Origin of the sequence: Streptococcus sp. HJ1, assembly GCF_052399005.1 — a bacterium.
In the GTDB taxonomy this organism is placed as follows: domain Bacteria; phylum Bacillota; class Bacilli; order Lactobacillales; family Streptococcaceae; genus Streptococcus.
Genome location: NZ_CP199005.1, coordinates 67571 through 84014, shown reverse-complemented (window position 1 = coordinate 84014; position 16444 = coordinate 67571). Strand labels below are relative to the sequence as shown.

Annotated in this window: 19 protein-coding genes and 1 pseudogene; 17 read left to right on the top strand and 3 right to left on the bottom strand. The window is 42.1% G+C overall.

Going from position 1 to position 16444, the window contains the following annotated elements; all coding sequences use genetic code 11:
• The 11 genes from ACT17O_RS00435 (at position 1) to ACT17O_RS00385 (ending at position 9062) form a co-directional block, all read left to right on the top strand.
• Positions 1 to 405 carry a PTS sugar transporter subunit IIA gene (locus ACT17O_RS00435; protein WP_080702733.1) on the top strand — a complete coding sequence of 135 codons (405 nt, stop codon included), beginning with the start codon at positions 1 to 3 and terminating at the stop codon, positions 403 to 405.
• A 256-nt stretch (positions 406 to 661) separates the two neighbouring features.
• The gene (locus ACT17O_RS00430; protein ID WP_444817501.1) at positions 662 to 1828 is read left to right on the top strand and encodes an SIS domain-containing protein; all 1167 of its coding nucleotides are present in this window, start codon (positions 662 to 664) and stop codon (positions 1826 to 1828) included.
• Positions 1829 to 1838: 10 nt separating this feature from the next.
• Positions 1839 to 2834: a tagatose-bisphosphate aldolase gene (gene lacD / locus ACT17O_RS00425; protein ID WP_008289247.1), complete on the top strand. Its 996-nt coding sequence runs from the start codon at positions 1839 to 1841 to the stop codon at positions 2832 to 2834.
• A 147-nt stretch (positions 2835 to 2981) separates the two neighbouring features.
• Positions 2982 to 4019 carry an aldose epimerase family protein gene (locus ACT17O_RS00420; protein WP_000649405.1) on the top strand — a complete coding sequence of 346 codons (1038 nt, stop codon included), beginning with the start codon at positions 2982 to 2984 and terminating at the stop codon, positions 4017 to 4019.
• A 110-nt stretch (positions 4020 to 4129) separates the two neighbouring features.
• Positions 4130 to 4984, top strand: a complete 855-nt coding sequence (locus ACT17O_RS00415; RefSeq protein ID WP_000220444.1) for a VOC family protein — start codon at positions 4130 to 4132, stop codon at positions 4982 to 4984.
• A 299-nt stretch (positions 4985 to 5283) separates the two neighbouring features.
• The gene (locus tag ACT17O_RS00410; RefSeq protein WP_247954584.1) at positions 5284 to 5856 is read left to right on the top strand and encodes a hypothetical protein; all 573 of its coding nucleotides are present in this window, start codon (positions 5284 to 5286) and stop codon (positions 5854 to 5856) included.
• A 1-nt stretch (position 5857) separates the two neighbouring features.
• Entirely contained in the window at positions 5858 to 6526 is a 669-nt protein-coding gene (locus ACT17O_RS00405) for a hypothetical protein (protein WP_001226448.1), read from the top strand.
• A 115-nt stretch (positions 6527 to 6641) separates the two neighbouring features.
• Positions 6642 to 7313 carry a hypothetical protein gene (locus ACT17O_RS00400; RefSeq protein WP_001226099.1) on the top strand — a complete coding sequence of 224 codons (672 nt, stop codon included), beginning with the start codon at positions 6642 to 6644 and terminating at the stop codon, positions 7311 to 7313.
• Positions 7314 to 7315: 2 nt separating this feature from the next.
• Entirely contained in the window at positions 7316 to 7972 is a 657-nt protein-coding gene (locus ACT17O_RS00395; RefSeq protein WP_084936874.1) for a hypothetical protein, read from the top strand.
• Between the two features lie 75 nt (positions 7973 to 8047).
• Entirely contained in the window at positions 8048 to 8605 is a 558-nt protein-coding gene (locus ACT17O_RS00390) for a DUF3592 domain-containing protein (protein WP_049506239.1), read from the top strand.
• A gap of 199 nt (positions 8606 to 8804) precedes the next feature.
• Entirely contained in the window at positions 8805 to 9062 is a 258-nt protein-coding gene (locus tag ACT17O_RS00385) for a metal-sensitive transcriptional regulator (RefSeq protein ID WP_000185160.1), read from the top strand.
• 222 nt (positions 9063 to 9284) lie between these two features.
• On the opposite strand, the gene ACT17O_RS00380 is transcribed toward ACT17O_RS00385, so the two are convergent.
• Both ACT17O_RS00380 and ACT17O_RS00375 read right to left on the bottom strand, forming a co-directional pair.
• Entirely contained in the window at positions 9285 to 9581 is a 297-nt protein-coding gene (locus ACT17O_RS00380; protein ID WP_000450169.1) for a rhodanese-like domain-containing protein, read from the bottom strand.
• Positions 9582 to 9927: 346 nt separating this feature from the next.
• A complete protein-coding gene (locus ACT17O_RS00375) occupies positions 9928 to 10236 on the bottom strand; it encodes a rhodanese-like domain-containing protein (protein WP_444817500.1) in 309 nt (102 codons plus the stop codon).
• A gap of 175 nt (positions 10237 to 10411) precedes the next feature.
• On the opposite strand from ACT17O_RS00375, the gene ACT17O_RS00370 reads away from it, so the two are divergent.
• Both ACT17O_RS00370 and ACT17O_RS00365 read left to right on the top strand, forming a co-directional pair.
• Positions 10412 to 10975: a sugar O-acetyltransferase gene (locus ACT17O_RS00370; RefSeq protein ID WP_444817499.1), complete on the top strand. Its 564-nt coding sequence runs from the start codon at positions 10412 to 10414 to the stop codon at positions 10973 to 10975.
• A 273-nt stretch (positions 10976 to 11248) separates the two neighbouring features.
• Positions 11249 to 12484, top strand: coding sequence for a carbohydrate-binding domain-containing protein (locus ACT17O_RS00365; RefSeq protein ID WP_444817498.1), 1236 nt, complete (start codon positions 11249 to 11251; stop codon positions 12482 to 12484).
• 59 nt (positions 12485 to 12543) lie between these two features.
• Here ACT17O_RS00365 and ACT17O_RS00360 read toward each other — a convergent pair.
• Positions 12544 to 12678 (bottom strand): annotated as a pseudogene (locus ACT17O_RS00360) (low temperature requirement protein A); the annotation flags it as partial.
• A 228-nt stretch (positions 12679 to 12906) separates the two neighbouring features.
• Here ACT17O_RS00360 and ACT17O_RS00355 point away from each other — a divergent pair.
• From ACT17O_RS00355 to ACT17O_RS00340, 4 genes are all read left to right on the top strand, one after another.
• Positions 12907 to 13623, top strand: a complete 717-nt coding sequence (locus ACT17O_RS00355) for an ABC transporter ATP-binding protein (protein WP_000854375.1) — start codon at positions 12907 to 12909, stop codon at positions 13621 to 13623.
• Between the two features lies 1 nt (position 13624).
• Positions 13625 to 14707 (top strand): ABC transporter permease, encoded by a 1083-nt coding sequence (locus ACT17O_RS00350; RefSeq protein WP_001259059.1) that lies wholly within the window; start codon positions 13625 to 13627, stop codon positions 14705 to 14707.
• A 39-nt stretch (positions 14708 to 14746) separates the two neighbouring features.
• Positions 14747 to 15370 carry a TetR/AcrR family transcriptional regulator gene (locus ACT17O_RS00345; protein ID WP_125398101.1) on the top strand — a complete coding sequence of 208 codons (624 nt, stop codon included), beginning with the start codon at positions 14747 to 14749 and terminating at the stop codon, positions 15368 to 15370.
• A gap of 284 nt (positions 15371 to 15654) precedes the next feature.
• Entirely contained in the window at positions 15655 to 16419 is a 765-nt protein-coding gene (locus ACT17O_RS00340) for a nucleoside phosphorylase (RefSeq protein WP_444817497.1), read from the top strand.
• Positions 16420 to 16444 lie beyond the last annotated feature (25 nt).

The window sequence follows — 16444 nt, the reverse complement described above, 5'->3', positions numbered from 1 at the left end:
ATGAGTAAATCATTAATTTTGGTGAGTCATGGTCGTTTCTGTGAAGAACTTAAAGGTAGCACAGAAATGATCATGGGTCCACAGGACAACATTCATACAGTGGCCCTTCTTCCAGAAGATGGTCCAGAAGAATTTACTGCAAAATTTGAAGCTGCTATCGAAGGATTGGATGATTTCCTAGTCTTTGCGGACCTTCTCGGTGGTACACCATGTAACGTGGTAAGCCGTTTGATTATGGAAGGTCGCGACATTGAACTCTACGCAGGGATGAATCTTCCAATGGTGATTGAATTTATCAATGCCAGCCTTACAGGTGCAGATGCGGACTACAAGAGCCGTGCTGCAGAAAGCATCGTAAAAGTCAATGACCTGTTAGCGGGCTTCGATGATGACGAAGATGAATAATACTCTTCGAAAATCAAATTCAAACTACGTCAGCGTCGCCTTGCCGTATAGATGTTACTGACTTCGTCAGTTCTATCTGCAACCTCAAAGCAGTGCTTTGAGCAACCTGCGGCTAGCTTCCTAGTTTGCTCTTTGATTTTCATTGAGTATAAGATGTAACTTAGAGCATCTTATATAGAATATACATGGGAATGGGAGTCACTCCCATTCCCATATTTTCAATAGGAATGAAACAACAATAGATTAGAGGAACTCTATGCTAAATTACACAAAAGAAGAATTACTTGAACTGGGTGCAGAAATCACGACTCGTGAAATCTACCAACAGCCTGATGTATGGAAAGAGGCTTTTGAAGCCTATCAAGCAAAACGAGAAGAAATTGCAGCATTCCTACAAGGAATCGCTGGTAAGCATGACTATATCAAGGTCATCTTGACGGGTGCTGGTACTTCTGCTTATGTGGGAGATACCTTGGTGCCTTACTTTAAGGAAGTCTATGACGAACGCAAATGGAATTTCAATGCTATTGCGACAACAGATATCGTTGCCAATCCAGAAACTTATTTGAAAAAAGATGTGGCGACTGTCCTTGTTTCCTTTGCTCGTAGTGGGAATTCACCTGAAAGTGTGGCGACGGTTGATTTGGCTAAGGCCTTGGTGGATGACCTCTATCAAGTGACCATTACATGTGCTGCAGATGGTAAATTGGCTCTTCAAGCTCATGGCGATGACCGCAATCTTTTGCTCTTGCAACCAGCTGCCTCTAATGACGCTGGATTTGCCATGACTTCTAGCTTTACGTCCATGATGCTAACAGCTCTCTTGGTTTTTGATCCTACAGAATTTGCTGTGAAAGCTGAACGTTTTGAAGTTGTGTCTAGCCTTGCCCGCAAAGTTCTAGACAATGCAGCAGATGTTAAAGAGCTGGTTGACCTTGACTTTAACCGCGTTATCTACCTGGGCGCTGGTCCTTTCTTTGGACTTGCTCATGAAGCTCAGCTCAAGATTTTGGAATTAACAGCTGGTCAAGTGGCGACCATGTATGAAAGCCCAGTTGGCTTCCGTCACGGTCCAAAATCATTGATCAACGAAGATACAGTTGTTTTGGTATTTGGTACAACGACAGACTACACTCGCAAGTACGATTTGGACTTGGTTCGTGAAGTGGCTGGTGACCAGATTGCTCGTCGTGTTGTGCTCTTGAGTGATCAAGCCTTTGGTCTTGAAAATGTCAAAGAAGTGGCCCTTGGCTGTGGTGGTGTCTTGAACGATATTTACCGTGTCTTCCCTTACATCGTATATGCCCAACTCTTTGCCCTTTTGACTTCGCTCAAGGTAGAAAATAAACCAGATACGCCGTCTCCTACTGGTACCGTAAACCGTGTGGTGCAAGGTGTGATCATTCATGAATATCAAAAATAAGGAAGTGTCTATGAGTAAATTACAATTAAGTCCCAATAAAGTAGCTTGCTTGCAAAAACTCTCTGACGAGAACGGCATTATCTCAGCTCTTGCCTTTGACCAACGTGGTGCTTTGAAACGCCTTATGGCCCAATACCAAACAGAAGAGCCAACAGTGGCTCAAATGGAAGAACTCAAAGTCTTGGTAGCAGATGAATTAACAAAATACGCATCCTCTATGCTTCTTGACCCAGAGTATGGACTTCCAGCTACAAAAGCGCTTGCTCCAAATGCTGGTCTTCTCCTTGCTTATGAGAAAACAGGTTATGACACAACAAGCACCAAACGCTTGCCTGACTGCTTGGATGTTTGGTCTGCCAAACGCATCAAGGAACAAGGTGCAGATGCTGTCAAATTCTTGCTTTACTACGATGTAGACAGCTCTGACGAACTCAACCAAGAAAAACAAGCCTACATCGAACGTATCGGCTCTGAGTGTGTGGCGGAAGATATTCCATTCTTCCTTGAAATCTTGGCTTACGACGAAAAAATCGCTGACGCAGGTTCTGCAGAATACGCTAAAGTCAAACCACACAAGGTTATCGGTGCCATGAAGGTCTTCTCAGACCCACGTTTCAACATCGATGTCTTGAAAGTTGAAGTTCCAGTTAACGTCAAATACGTTGAAGGCTTTGGCGATGGTGAAATCGTGCATACACGCGAAGAAGCGGCAGCTTTCTTCAAAGCACAAGACGAAGCTACTAACTTGCCATACATCTACTTGAGCGCAGGTGTATCAGCCAAACTCTTCCAAGAAACACTTGTCTTTGCTCACGAATCAGGCGCAAACTTCAACGGTGTTCTTTGCGGCCGTGCAACTTGGGCTGGATCAGTTGAAGCCTACATCAAAGACGGTGAAGCAGCAGCTCGTGAATGGCTACGCACAACTGGTTTTGAGAACATTGATGAACTCAACAAAGTTCTCCAAACCACAGCGACTTCATGGAAAGAACGTGTAGAAGCATAAAAACAAGAATAGAAGAATCCCTTTTTGTTAAGAAGATACTTAAGGTTTTCTGACAAAGGATTTTGAAAATAAAAACTACAACCATAGATGGTAAATACACTCTCTATGGTTTGTTTACTTGAGAGAAATGGATCAAAGGAGAGAAGAATGAAAGCATACACAGAGCGTGTATTTGGAAATCATGAGGGCAAGGATGTCTTGGCCTATCGCTTTGAGACTGACAGTGGCTATCAACTAGAAATCATGACCTATGGTGCGACCATCTTGCGCTATGTCACACCTGACAAGGCTGGAAACTTTGCCAATGTTATCTTAGGATTTGATGATTTTGCTAGCTATGTAGGCAATAGTCCCAAGCATGGAGCAAGTGTAGGTCCTGTAGCAGGCCGTATTGCTGGAGCGACATTTGAACTCAATGGTCAGACCTATGACCTTGAAGTCAACAATGCTAGCAACTGTAACCACAGTGGTTCAACAGGTTGGGATTCCAGCTTGTTTGAATTGGTCGAAGTGAGCGACCATGGTTTGACTCTCTACACCGAGCGTACAGACGGGACCGGAGGATTTCCTGGTAATCTCAAGATTTGGATTAGCTACCACTTGGAAGAAACTGGCGCCTACGAAGTCAGCTATAAGGTGACGACAGATCAGGATACGCTTGTCAATCCAACTAATCACAGCTACTTCAATTTGTCTGGTGATTTCACGCAGACAGTTGACCGCCATGTCTTCCAATTAAATACGGAGGGCATTTACCCAATCGCTCCGGACGGTGTGCCAGCAAAAACTCCAGATGCTGATTGTGATGTGGTGAAACATATCTACAATGGTGCTTTGCTCAAGGATATTTTTGCAGAGGACGATGAGCAAATCCAGCTGGTATCTGGTTTGGATCACCCATTTGCTCTTCCTGCAGGTCATGACAATGCTGGTTTCCTTTATGACCAACACTCAGGTCGTTTCCTGCTTTTCAAGACAGAGGCTCCTTGCTTTGTGGTCTACTCAGCAAACTTTGTAGATGAGAGTGTCATCATAGCTGGTCAGCCAATGATTCAGCACAATGGGATTGCCCTTGAAGCGCAAGCTTTACCAGATGCCATTCACAGTGACCTCAAAGACCAAGTCATTCTCAAAGCAGGGCAAACCTTTACTAGCAAAACTCGCTACGAGCTTGTTGTTAAATAAAAAGAAGAGCTGGTTTCCAGCTCTTTTGAGTTGACTTCGTTGACATTTTATCTTAATAGTGTATAATTGATGTAATTAATAAAGTTACAACAAACAAAAGGAGACACCCTATGACTTATGCATACCAAAGCCACATTTACCTAGCGGAGGCGGTTTTAAATGTCAAGGATTTGACGAGTCAAACGGCTTTTTATCACCAAATTATTGGCTTGGAGATTTTATCCCAAACAGAGACAGAAGCGATTTTGGGACTTGGTCGAAAAGCCTTGGTTCACTTGATTCAGGCAGAAAAGGCTGGCGAAGTAAGGGAGCATTATGGGCTCTACCATTTGGCGATTTTGTTGCCGACACGAAAAGCCTTGGCAGATGTCTTGAAACACCTAAGTGACTTGCGGATTCCTCTGGTCGGAGGTGCAGATCATGGATACAGTGAGGCTATTTATCTAGAGGATTTGGAAGGAAATGGCATTGAACTCTACCGTGATAAGCCAGTATCTTCATGGGATATTCGAGAAGACGGCCGCATTATCGGTGTGACTGAAGCCCTTGCGGCACAGGACATCTATGAGTTAGGAGAAAAGGTGGATCCCTTTATCCTAGCTGAAGGGACGAGAATGGGGCATATTCATCTATCTGTGAAGGATAGTCGTGCGGCGAGCCAGTTTTATCAAAAGGTGTTAGGACTAGAAGATAAATTTAGCATTCCTAGTGCTAGTTGGATAGCGGCTGGTCAGTACCATCACCACCTGGCTGTCAACGAATGGGCTGGAAAAGGGTTGGCTCCGCGTGAGCAAGGCTTGTCAGGCTTGGCCTACTACGTCCTTGAGGTCGAAAGCAAGGAAGAACTCTTAGCTATCGTTCAGCAAGCACAAGAGCTAGAGGCACAGATCAAATGGCTACATTCGAGTGAGGTGGATCTTGTAGACCCAGATGGGATTGTGACTCGCATTCGTTTGGCACGATGAAACGAGGAAAACACATTATTTATTTTAGAGACATAGGAAAAGGCGGACAAGCTCGCATTCTGTTTTTAGAATGCGGACTTGTTTGCTTTTTTATGAAATGACGAAACCTTTCTTGGATCTAGCAAAGGTATCTGCCGGGGATATTTTCCCTTTTCTGGGGGTTCATGCTATAATACTAATAAACTTTTCTTTCTCTAGGAAGGCAAACACCCAAAATCGGCTAGAATGCTGGCAATCGTTGTCACGATGCTTTTAAGAGAAAGTAGGATTCTGTTTTGAGTTTAGGAAATGGTAATAAGATGGACACAAGTGTAAAAAATTTAATCAGTATGGGCCCTCTGGAGGACTATTTTATTTATTATGATCTGAGGAATCAAGTATTCTATGAAGTAAAACAAGGCATGAATTATTCAGCCATTGCAGCTCCTATTGCAGTCTTTTCCTTGCAACGGCTGTCGAAGTTGCTCAACCAAACCTTTGGAGATGTCTCCTCACCTTTCAATCTGCTTTTCTTTATCTTGATGTCTCTGTTTTTGATTTTCGGAACAATTCTTCTTGCCAAATCTACCCGACGTAAAATGAAGACAGATAGATTTAGAAAAGTTCGGCTGACAAAAGCCAACATCAAAACCCTTAGGAGAAAATCTAGGGCGTTGACAGTAGTTGGCTACATTTTTGTTTTAATAACGATTTTTTCAGCCTATCGTTATCTGGCTGTTTCTGATTTTCAATTTTTAATTATGTACATGTTAGGGATTGGTATTCTTACATATATAGTTTATGATTTTCGGATGAAAACGCGCAAACGACTGTTCAAGGAGCTGATGGAGACATTACAGGACGGTAGCCGAGGGAAAGAGGGAGAAATGTAAGATGAGAAAAATCATTTATATAGGCCAAGGATGCCAGCAATCCGTCTACTATAACACAAAGACGAGAGAGGCTTTAGCGACAGAATCTAGCACCTCGTCAGAAACCGACGGTGCCATCAGTTCAAAGAAATCCAAGTGGCCTTGGGTTGTCTTCTTTATTTTCTTGCTAGTTGCTATCATCAGTATTTGGATTCGTTCCTTGATAGCACCCTTTAGATTGAGTGAGTGGATGGCACCTATCCATCTAGCCGCTATCCTTTTCGTTTTTATCGGAAGTGTTTATGGATTTGAAAAACTGTTCTACAGTGGGGCTAAGTCGCTTGTCCCAGCAAGTGAAGAGCAGTTTAAAGAAGCGGTTGAAAGTAGTAAATTTTGGAAAAAATCTCCGGATAAGGAACCAACAGTCGATAAAATCATCTTGTATCTATTTGTTATCCTCGTTCTTCTATTTGTTTTTGTTATTGTTGTGTTCTTTGCCATACCTGGAACCTTCATTCCCTACTATGAACATGAATGGTTTGAGCCCTCTATGTTCATGGTACCAATCGGAGCAACGATTGTCCCAGTTAGTGTCGTACTGCTCTTGTTCCAAAACAACCCAATCCGCTGGCTCTTAGCCGTACGAAAATACAAGCAGGGAAAAGTGATATTTAGGGAGAAGAAGAACTAGAAACATGAGAGAGACGCTATTACCATTACCAGTGGTTGGTGATGTTTTATCAACAACCTATGATAAAATTGAAGTTTCTGATTATAGTGATTGGTGGAAACTGTGGTGATTTTATATGAGAAAAATAATTTTTATTGGACAGAGCGGTGATAAGGCCGTTTACTATAATACGCGAACAAAAGAGGCTCTTGTAGCAGATAAGAGTGCCTTGTTAAATACAGAAGGGGCTAGGAGATCGAATAGGGGGATTGCTCCTTTAATTGCTATATTCTCTTTGTTAGGTTTACTCGGAGGATTTGTTGCAATACCAATTTTCTCAGGCCTTCGTTATAATAGTGGGATGGTTCCTATTTTTATTCTTTGTCTTTCCTTTATCCTATTTGGATTTATATGGATGATGGAAGTCGCCTTATATAAAGGAGTGAAACGAGTCCAAGGAGCAACAAAGAAAGAGTTTAAAGAAGCAGTTTATTCAAATTTGTTCTGGGAAAATTTTAGTGAGAAAAAAGCGACATTTGCGAAAATGTTGGCTTTTATGATTGTCATGCTACTAGTTTTTATGACTACTATAGTAATATTTGCTGCTGCAATTCCGGGCACTATTGACTCATTCAATAAGCAAGAGGCATTTGATATACAAATCTTTTTCTCGCCTTTAGCAGGTCTCTTTCCTGCCTTGTTGTACCTTTTCTTATTCCAAAACAACCCTATCCGCTGGTTCTTAGCTGTGCGAAAATATGAACAGGGGAAAGTGATATTTAATGAAGAAATAGAAAAGAGAGGATGATAATGTCACAAGAGAGATATTTGCAGATCAAAAAAGAGCATCAAGTTCGTAAGTTTGTGGGGCGTTTCCTCTTCATTCTTCTCGCTATCCTCGATGTTCTACTGGTATCAAGTCATTCCAATTATGTCCCGCTTGTAACGGTGGCTATGGTAACGATTGTGCCTTTTAATCATTTTCTACTTGGTCCTCTTAGGAGACAGAAAAAAGCTATAGAAAAAGAGCATCCAGAATGGAAAATACTCAGTACGAAGGGAGTAAAGGTTCCCTCGGCTGAAGCCAATAAAAGAACCTTGGCTGGTATTGGGATCTTGACGGCCTTGCTGTTGTCTTTTGGGCTATTCTATAAACCTGTGAAACAGCCGAACGTCCAAGTAAACAATCCGCCTAAACTTGATTTTAACACGCCTGAAACGTCCAAGTCTTCTGAGTCGTCGAGTTCCTCTAAGACCAAAGAATCCAGTTCCTCAGAGCCGAAATCCTCGTCTTCGACTGAACAAAGTTCTAAAACCGAAAGTTCAGGAACAAAGCCGTCAAAAAGCGAATCCAATAATCCTTATTACCAGATTCCAGGACTTACTGACGAACAGGTGAGAGATATCATATCGAAATCTGTAAAAGATTTGAGAGAAAAACAGTCAAAAGAAAAATCCGAAGAGTAGACTCGAGAGCTTCAATGTCCTTCTGGACGAGTTCGTTTTGGGATTTTACTGTATAAAATAACAGGAGGAGTTCATATGAATAAAGAAGTGATTGGTTTGATAGTTGGGACAATCGTCATCTTCCTATCTTTTGTATTTGTGTGTGGGACCTTTCTTTTCCTCTATCTTCGGGATCAGAAGTTGGTCCGCCTTGCCAAGTCATCCGTACAGGGAACGGTTATCGGCTATAGCCGTTTTCGTGAGGGGTATCCACCTATCGTCGAATACACGGTGGATGGGATTTCTTATAAGAAAACTTTGCAGTATTTTATGTTCAAAACGGTCACAATTCCGTGGGGGACTACTAAATTTTTAAAGGACTATACAAGAGAAGATATGCTGGCACCTTCGATCACTCGCTACAGCAACTCCTTTGTTTCCTTCAAACGCTTGATGCAGACCCATTTCCCCCTTCATTCGGAGCTGACAGTCTGGTATGATCCAGACAAGCCGACCAGGGCCTATGTCGAACGTTACAGCGGAATGGACAAGTTTTACAAGTGGTTTGGTATCGGATTTGGGCTGGCTCTAGTTCTAGTCTATGGGATAGTGATCCTAGCCTTTTTGTCCAATTTGTCCAAGATATACGCATAAAGGTCAGTTGGTTGAAAGGAAACGTGACTTCCCATCGAGCTTCAAGGAGGACAGAGTTTCTTTTCCATTTCCATGCTTATCAATCTTTTCTATCTGATACAGAGGAGAGGTTGCCTCCTACAAATACAGACAGGAAGTGAATTTTGACAAAGCCCCTTATTCGAGATATAATGAAGAAAAAGTGACCAAGGATAAATTAATGACAAACTCAAAGTACATCACACGCCTGAAACGTTCAGAGGGCCAGTTGCGTGGGATTCAAAAGATGATTGAAGAAGATCGTGACTGCGCAGATATTGTTACGCAGTTGACAGCAGTGAAATCTAGCGTTGAGCGCGTGATTGAGATGATCATTACTGAAAATCTCACAGGCTGTATCAACCAACCACTAGACGACCCCGAGGCTCAAAAGGAACGCCTAGAAAAGGCCATCCGATACCTGATTAAACGGAAATAAACTAATTTGCTATTGATAAACAATGCAGACAAAGGTATTTAAGTCTATTTCGATAAAGAAATCATGTCAGACAAACGGATGAGTTCCCCCAATACCAATGAGAAAACCTCTTTTTAGATACCATCAATGTGTTTCGTTTTTTAGAAGCGACGGGCTACGAGCTCTATATCATTGGGGTGCAGAAATGAAAAAACTGATTAAGTTTCTTAATCGGTTTTTTCATTATTCTACTTGACCGGGCCAAGCATTCATACCACCTTCTACATTGATAACGGTGAGGCCTTGGGCGCTTAGAAATTCACAAGCAGATGCGGAACGGACTCCACCTTGACAGATGACATGATATTCCTGGTCAGGTTTGAGTTCTTTGTAACCTTGCTCCAAGGTACTTAACGGAAGATTTCTTGCTCCTGGTGCATGTCCTGCTTGGAATTCATGCACCTCACGTACATCGATAAGGTTTAGATTTTCATTTAGGTATTTTTCATAAAAGTCAGCCATGCTGATACTCGTTTCCATATTCGACTCCTTCTGGATTAGCCATTTTATATAGTGAATAAGCGCCATCAAGGTTTTGGACGGCAAATCCTGCCTGCTGGAGGATACGCTCTGTGATCTAGCTGCGCAAAACGCTGTGGTAGCTAAGGATGTAGGTTTGGTTCTTGTCCGGTTCATCCAAGCTCTCCCCTAGTTCATTTAGGGGGATATGAATGGTATCAACCTTGGGTCGCTCCCCTGAAATTCGCCACTTATCTGCATATCTAGGGATTTTGGCCCTTAGTCAGATCGTCTTCGAGCGGATACCTTGGATATTGTCGCTCAGACCTTTGATTAGGTTCAAGGCTGCGTAGCCCATTTGATGCTTCTAGATGACCTTACCTGTCCAAGCGCTCATACCGCCTCGTACATTGATGACATCATAGCCATTTTTCTTTAGTTTTTTCGCAGCTAGTTTGCTTCGTACACCAGAGTGACAAATGACATAAAGTGTTTCTTTTGTCGCAGGTGTGTAAGAACCGATTTCCGTTAAAGGAACATTTTTTGCATTTTTGATATGGCCTCTACGGAATTCCATAGGCGTCCGAACATCCAGTAGCTGAATCGGTTCTCTGAGTTTAGCTTCTAACTCGCTGGTAGAAATACTGTCAATTTTTGTAAATAATAAGTGAAACATAGGCACCTCCACATATACCCTTATGGGGTATATTAAACCATGAAGTTAATCTTTTGTCAAGCAAGTTGTTTTAACTTGGGAGGGAATTAGTTTCGAGAGTTTAGAAAGCAGGCTATTCTTGACCTTTCAAAGGCTTTTTGATATGATGGGTCCAAAGTAAGTGTGAGGTGATAAGATGACCAGCGAATACCAGAAAATGATAGCAGGGGAGCCCTATCATCCGTTTGATCCCGAGTTGTGGACCTTGGCTCAGACAGCACGTCAGAAGCAGGCGGATTTCAACCAGGAGTTAGATCCCTTGAAAGGGGCGGAGATTATCAAAAGTTGGTTTGGTTCAACTGGGGAAAATCTCTATGTCAATTCACGCCTGGTGGTCGATTATGGAGTCAATATCCATCTAGGGGAAAATTTTTATTCTAATTGGAATTTGACCATGCTTGATGTTTGTCCGATCCGCATCGGCAACAATGCTATGCTTGGCCCCAACTGTCAGTTTTTAACCCCACTCCATCCACTGGATCCGGATGAACGCAATTCAGGGGTCGAATATGGCAAGCCCATCACCATTGGAGATAATTTCTGGGCTGGAGGTGGCGTCATTGTCCTTCCTGGAGTGACACTGGGCAATAACGTCGTCGCTGGAGCAGGAGCCGTGATCACCAAGTCCTTTGGAGACAATGTTGTCCTAGCTGGCAATCCTGCGCGCGTTATCAAGGAAATACCAGTAAAAGAAAACTAAAAAGAACAGCTTGGGCTGTTCTTTTTATGAGTTTAATTCTTATAAATTTTTTTTCTTTTTTGGCTTTTTGGGTTAGAGTGACATCGCACTTGGGGATGTTGCTTTTAAAAACTATTAAATGCATTTTAGTACTCTCAAATTGTTTCTAGTAGCCTTTTCAAAAGAATACTGAGCGAAACTGAATTTAAGGAAACTTTCAGAGAAGTTTTAGTTTCGTTTCAGAAATCTTCTGTAGACTGTCTAGCTATATCATACGAAGGAGAGGAAAAAGGTATGAAATCAAAAAAATGGGCCCTACTCGTAACGAGTTTAACGGCAATGGTGCTGCTGGAAGCATGTGCCCAGTCAACAACTACATCCAATACCAATGCAACGACAAATAGTGCCACAACAACTGCAACAAAGACAAACCAATCATCCTATTTTACAGAGAAGGACAATGATACTTCTTATGACGAAAGCACAGCCTCTAAGATTGAGTTATCTGGTTCATCAGCAAATGTCTCTGGAGATGGGGTGACAGTTTCTGGCTTGACAGTGACTATTACAAAATCTGGCACCTATGTGATTTCAGGTCAGTCTGATGGGGTGCAGATCAAGGTAGAGGCAGATAAGTCGGTAGATGTTCACCTAGTCCTAAAAGGTGCGACCATGACCAACACCAATGCAGCGATATCTGCGACATCAGCTGGCCATGTCTACTTGACTCTAGCAGAGGGAACCACCAACAGTCTCTCTGACTCAAGCTCTAACAGCGACGAAAAAGCAGACGCAGCTCTCTTTTCTAAGGTGGATTTGACCATCAACGGGAAAGGAACTCTCAATGTAGATGGCAAGAAGAACAACGGGATCAAGGCCAACGACACCCTCCACATCACGGGTGGAACCTATAACATCACAGCAGTTGGCGATGCCTTTAATGTCAATGATGAACTCAACATCACTGGTACGACCATGACTATCGATGCCAAGGAAGATGGCGTAAAGGTGGACAATGACGAGGATACTTCAGTCGGAACCATGTACCTATCCAACAACAACATCACCGTCACAGCAGGAGATGATGGCATCCACGCTTCTGGAGATCTGGTTATCGATAGTGGTACCTACACCGTCAAGAATTCGACAGAAGGACTTGAAGGCAAGTCAATCACTATCAACGGTGGGGATATTAGCATCTATTCGACAGATGATGGGGTTAATGCAGCCAACAAAAACGCCCCACAGAGTGAAATCTTATTCACTATCAACGGTGGGAACCTGACAGTAGAAGTCGGCCAAGGAGACACAGACCCAATCGACTCAAACGGGAACGTGACGGTCACAGGCGGAACCATTAAAATGACTGGTCAAACAGGTTTTGACTTTGATGGAACAGCGACCTACACAGGTGGAGATATCTATCTCAACGGCGAAAAACAAACGGAAATCGTCAACTCTATGCCTGGAGGCGGAGGACCAAATGGAGGCCCTCAAGGCGGCGGTCCAGCCCCTGGCGGACAAGGATAAAAAAGAATCTCCTTTCTCGAAAGAGAAGGGAGATTTTGTGTTTGAGAGATGGATTGTAGCTAAAATAACTTCCAATCAGGACTTGAAAATTTCTTAGTCTGTTTCATATAAAAATGAGTAAAATGAATTTCCATCGCCAAGGTCATTAGAGTTGCAATAGTAATGACGATAGTTGGATTGGCTGAGGAAAGCAGAGGAAGAATAGGCCTTTAAAAAGTGGACAGGAAAGACCATTTCGGAGTATCGTGAAGAGATTTAGAAACAGCTCTAAAAGAAATAGCTATCCATTATAAGCATCAGATAATAATATCTGGTGCTTTATTTTTAAAAAAATTCAGATTTTTTCTTGACAAGTGAGTGATTACTCACTACAATAGGTTTATATTTAGCAAGTGAGTAATCACTCACCAAGGAGGAAGTAAATGAAAACATTACTACATTTACAAGATTTAGTAAAATCTTTTGACCATCAAATAGTTCTGAATCATGTCAGCTTTGAATTGCAGCCAGGAGAAATTATAGGATTAATTGGTCCGTCTGGTGCTGGTAAATCAACTATGATTAAGACTACGTTAGGAATGGAAAAGGCTGATGGAGGCGTAGCTTTAGTGTTAAATCACACTATGCCCAATCGCCATATTTTAGGAGATATTGGCTATATGGCCCAATCAGATGCTTTATACGAGTCCTTGTCAGGCCAAGAAAATCTGGAATTTTTTGGTCAGCTAAAGGGGCTTTCTAAAAAAGACCTAAAGGCGGAAATTGCTTATATAGCTCAAGTAGTAGATCTGACAGACTACTTAAACAAGGCGGTATCTGGTTATTCTGGAGGAATGAAACGGCGTTTGTCACTGGCTATCGCGCTTTTAGGAAATCCTCAACTCTTGATTTTGGACGAACCGACAGTTGGAATTGACCCTTCTCTTCGAAAGAAAATCTGGAAAGAATTATTCGCGCTTAGAGACAATGGTGTTGGGATATTAGTTACTACCCATGTTATGGATGAAGCAGAGTTGACGGATAAGGTCGGCTTATTATTAGGCGGAAAAATCATTGCTTTTGATACACCGCAACACTTAAAAGAAAGTTATCAAGTTTCAAGTATTGAAGAAGTATTTTTAAAAGCAGAAGGTGAGTAAAATGAGAACAATAGCGATTGCAAAAAAAGTCATCAAAGAATTACTTCGTGACAAACGAACTCTATCCCTGATGTTTATAGCACCTGTTTTTATCATGTGGTTGATGAACCTCATGTTTTCAGCTAGTACAACCGTGAATGTCAAGTTAGCAACACAAGATCTACCAACTGGTTTGGTAACGAAAATGGATGAGCTCGATCATGTGGACGTCGAGACTTATCAAGACTTAGATCAGGCTAAAAAAGCTCTAGCTGACGAGAAAGTAGATGCAGTCATATCGTATAAAGATGGTGAGTATCAGGTCGACTACGCAAATACGGATGCTTCTAAAACAACTATGACACGACAAGTGTTACGAACGAGTATCGCCAGTGAAGGCACCGATCAGTTAGTATCTCGTGTTAAACAAGCTCTTCCACAATTGGACTCGGACGCAAAAACACCAGAAATCAAGGAGTCTTACCAGTATGGAGATGAAAATACAAGCTTCTTTACCAGCATGATTCCGGTTTTGATAGGTTTTGTAGTTTTCTTCTTTGTCTTTTTGATTTCAGGTATGGCGCTTTTGAAAGAGCGCACCAGTGGAACACTAGAACGTTTGTTAGCAACACCAGTGAAACGATCTGAAATCGTCTATGGCTATATGTTGTCTTACGGTATTATTGCGATTTTTCAAACGGCAGTTGTCGTTTTAGCAGCAATTTGGCTACTAGATGTAGAAGTTGTAGGAAGTATTTTAAATGTTATAATAGTTAATGTGGTACTGGCTCTTGTAGCACTAGCTTTTGGAATTCTCTTGTCTACTCTAGCAAAATCAGAATTCCAAATGATGCAATTTATTCCTCTCGTGATTATGCCCCAACTTTTTTTCTCAGGAATTATTCCATTGTCATCCATGGGAGAATGGGCTCTAACTGTGGGGAAATTTTTGCCATTAACCTATTCTGGTGATGCAATAAGCCAGATTATTCTTTACGGGCACAATCTTGGTGATATTTTGTCAAATCTTGGTGTTTTAATGATTTTCTTGATCATTTTAACAATTCTCAATATTGTTGGATTGCGTCGTTATCGTAAAGTTTAGGAATCAACATAAATAATGTTAAAAAGGTGTGAAGATTAGATGGATAAGACTGTTTTTGAATCGTTTGAAGATTACTTAGAAGAAGCGAATTACCCTCAAGGAAAGAAAAAAATCATGCAGGCAGCAGTGGATCTCATATCAACCAGGAGTTACCATGGGACCTCAACTCTTCACATAGCTGAGCGTGCTGGACTAAGCCAGGCAACTTTGTTTAAGTATTTTAAGACGAAGGATGATTTACTGACGGCTATTTTACATCCTGTAGTCCCAGGCATTTTCGGTAGTTTTTTTGAGGAACTCTTAGCTTTTGAAACGACAGAAGAGAGGGTTCGTTATCTCGTCCGTGATCGTATGAGCTATCTCAAAAAAAATCGTGCTTTGATGAAAATCATTCTGCAGGAGAGTTTTTCAAATAAAAAACTAAAAAATGAACAGATTTTTATCTGGAATGCTATTCAAGATAAACTTCGAGTGCTTCATAAGGAATTGCTAGCAGATCCACGTGTAAATCCAGAGTTAACGATTCCTCAAATGGTTCGTATTTGTGTTGGTCCATTGTTGGCTTACTTCGCTCAGCTTTATATCGTTAGCGATAATGGAGAAATAAAAGAGGAAGACTTAGACTTATTAGAAAAACAGATTTTAGGTGGTTTGTGGAAATAGAGTAGGCCTAGACAAAATGGAGGCTAGATTCTATTGGTTTGGCTTCTTGTACAAGATAATATAAAAGGGTATACATTACCTGATGCAGATTCGTGCTTTTTTATTATTGAATTTGGTATTTTGGTGATAGTCCTCAATCACTTTACTAAAACAGAAACCGACCTCTCCAGCAGAGCAACGATTTCTTAAATGTATGGAAGAGGAGTTTTCTGGCTTGCTAAAGACAACTCCTTGACACTTCGTCAGCTTTTGATACAATAGTACAAAATTAGAGGAGGTGGGCTATGATTCAGAAACATGCGATTCCCATTTTGGAGTTTGATGACAATCCCCAGGCGGTCCTTATGCCAACACATGAGGGATTGGACTTAAAGTTGCCAAAAAAGTGCATCTATGCATTTTTGGAGGAAGAGATTGACCGCTACGCTCAGGAAGCAGGAGCGGACTGTGTTGGTGAGTTCGTTTCTGCCACCAAGGCTTATCCAGTCTATGTCATCAACTACAAGGGTGAGACGATTTGTCTAACCCAGGCGCCCGTGGGTTCTGCCCCAGCTGCCCAGTTTATGGATTGGTTGATTGGCTATGGTGTGGAGCAAATCATTTCCACTGGAACCTGTGGCGTCCTAGCCGATATAGAGGAAAATGCCTTTCTCGTCCCTGTTCGCGCTCTGCGAGATGAGGGGACCAGCTACCATTATGTAGCGCCTTCTCGTTATATGGAGATGCAGATTGAGGTTGTCTCTGCCATTGAGCAAGTTTTGGAGCAAAGAGGCATTCCTTATGAGGAAGTTATGACCTGGACGACAGATGGTTTTTACCGAGAGACGGCTGAAAAGGTTGCCTATCGCAAGGAAGAAGGCTGCGCTGTTGTGGAAATGGAGTGCTCGGCTCTTGCGGCAGTGGCTCAGCTACGTGGTGTTGTCTGGGGAGAATTGCTCTTTACTGCAGATTCCTTAGCGGATCTGGACAACTACGACAGTCGTGACTGGGGCTCAGAAGCTTTTGATAAGGCACTCGAACTCTGTCTTGCCATTGTGCACCACATGTGAGTGTTCTGACTGTTTTTATGGTAGA

What these genes read in the sequence shown, in the direction of transcription:
- ACT17O_RS00435 (WP_080702733.1), top strand. Translation starts at nt 1, where the DNA reads ATGAGTAAATCATTAATTTTGGTGAGTCATGGTCGTTTCTGTGAAGAA.
- ACT17O_RS00430 (WP_444817501.1), top strand. Translation starts at nt 662, where the DNA reads ATGCTAAATTACACAAAAGAAGAATTACTTGAACTGGGTGCAGAAATC.
- lacD (WP_008289247.1), top strand. Translation starts at nt 1,839, where the DNA reads ATGAGTAAATTACAATTAAGTCCCAATAAAGTAGCTTGCTTGCAAAAA.
- ACT17O_RS00420 (WP_000649405.1), top strand. Translation starts at nt 2,982, where the DNA reads ATGAAAGCATACACAGAGCGTGTATTTGGAAATCATGAGGGCAAGGAT.
- ACT17O_RS00415 (WP_000220444.1), top strand. Translation starts at nt 4,130, where the DNA reads ATGACTTATGCATACCAAAGCCACATTTACCTAGCGGAGGCGGTTTTA.
- ACT17O_RS00410 (WP_247954584.1), top strand. Translation starts at nt 5,284, where the DNA reads ATGGACACAAGTGTAAAAAATTTAATCAGTATGGGCCCTCTGGAGGAC.
- ACT17O_RS00405 (WP_001226448.1), top strand. Translation starts at nt 5,858, where the DNA reads ATGAGAAAAATCATTTATATAGGCCAAGGATGCCAGCAATCCGTCTAC.
- ACT17O_RS00400 (WP_001226099.1), top strand. Translation starts at nt 6,642, where the DNA reads ATGAGAAAAATAATTTTTATTGGACAGAGCGGTGATAAGGCCGTTTAC.
- ACT17O_RS00395 (WP_084936874.1), top strand. Translation starts at nt 7,316, where the DNA reads ATGTCACAAGAGAGATATTTGCAGATCAAAAAAGAGCATCAAGTTCGT.
- ACT17O_RS00390 (WP_049506239.1), top strand. Translation starts at nt 8,048, where the DNA reads ATGAATAAAGAAGTGATTGGTTTGATAGTTGGGACAATCGTCATCTTC.
- ACT17O_RS00385 (WP_000185160.1), top strand. Translation starts at nt 8,805, where the DNA reads ATGACAAACTCAAAGTACATCACACGCCTGAAACGTTCAGAGGGCCAG.
- ACT17O_RS00380 (WP_000450169.1), bottom strand. Translation starts at nt 9,581, where the DNA reads ATGGAAACGAGTATCAGCATGGCTGACTTTTATGAAAAATACCTAAAT.
- ACT17O_RS00375 (WP_444817500.1), bottom strand. Translation starts at nt 10,236, where the DNA reads ATGTTTCACTTATTATTTACAAAAATTGACAGTATTTCTACCAGCGAG.
- ACT17O_RS00370 (WP_444817499.1), top strand. Translation starts at nt 10,412, where the DNA reads ATGACCAGCGAATACCAGAAAATGATAGCAGGGGAGCCCTATCATCCG.
- ACT17O_RS00365 (WP_444817498.1), top strand. Translation starts at nt 11,249, where the DNA reads ATGAAATCAAAAAAATGGGCCCTACTCGTAACGAGTTTAACGGCAATG.
- ACT17O_RS00355 (WP_000854375.1), top strand. Translation starts at nt 12,907, where the DNA reads ATGAAAACATTACTACATTTACAAGATTTAGTAAAATCTTTTGACCAT.
- ACT17O_RS00350 (WP_001259059.1), top strand. Translation starts at nt 13,625, where the DNA reads ATGAGAACAATAGCGATTGCAAAAAAAGTCATCAAAGAATTACTTCGT.
- ACT17O_RS00345 (WP_125398101.1), top strand. Translation starts at nt 14,747, where the DNA reads ATGGATAAGACTGTTTTTGAATCGTTTGAAGATTACTTAGAAGAAGCG.
- ACT17O_RS00340 (WP_444817497.1), top strand. Translation starts at nt 15,655, where the DNA reads ATGATTCAGAAACATGCGATTCCCATTTTGGAGTTTGATGACAATCCC.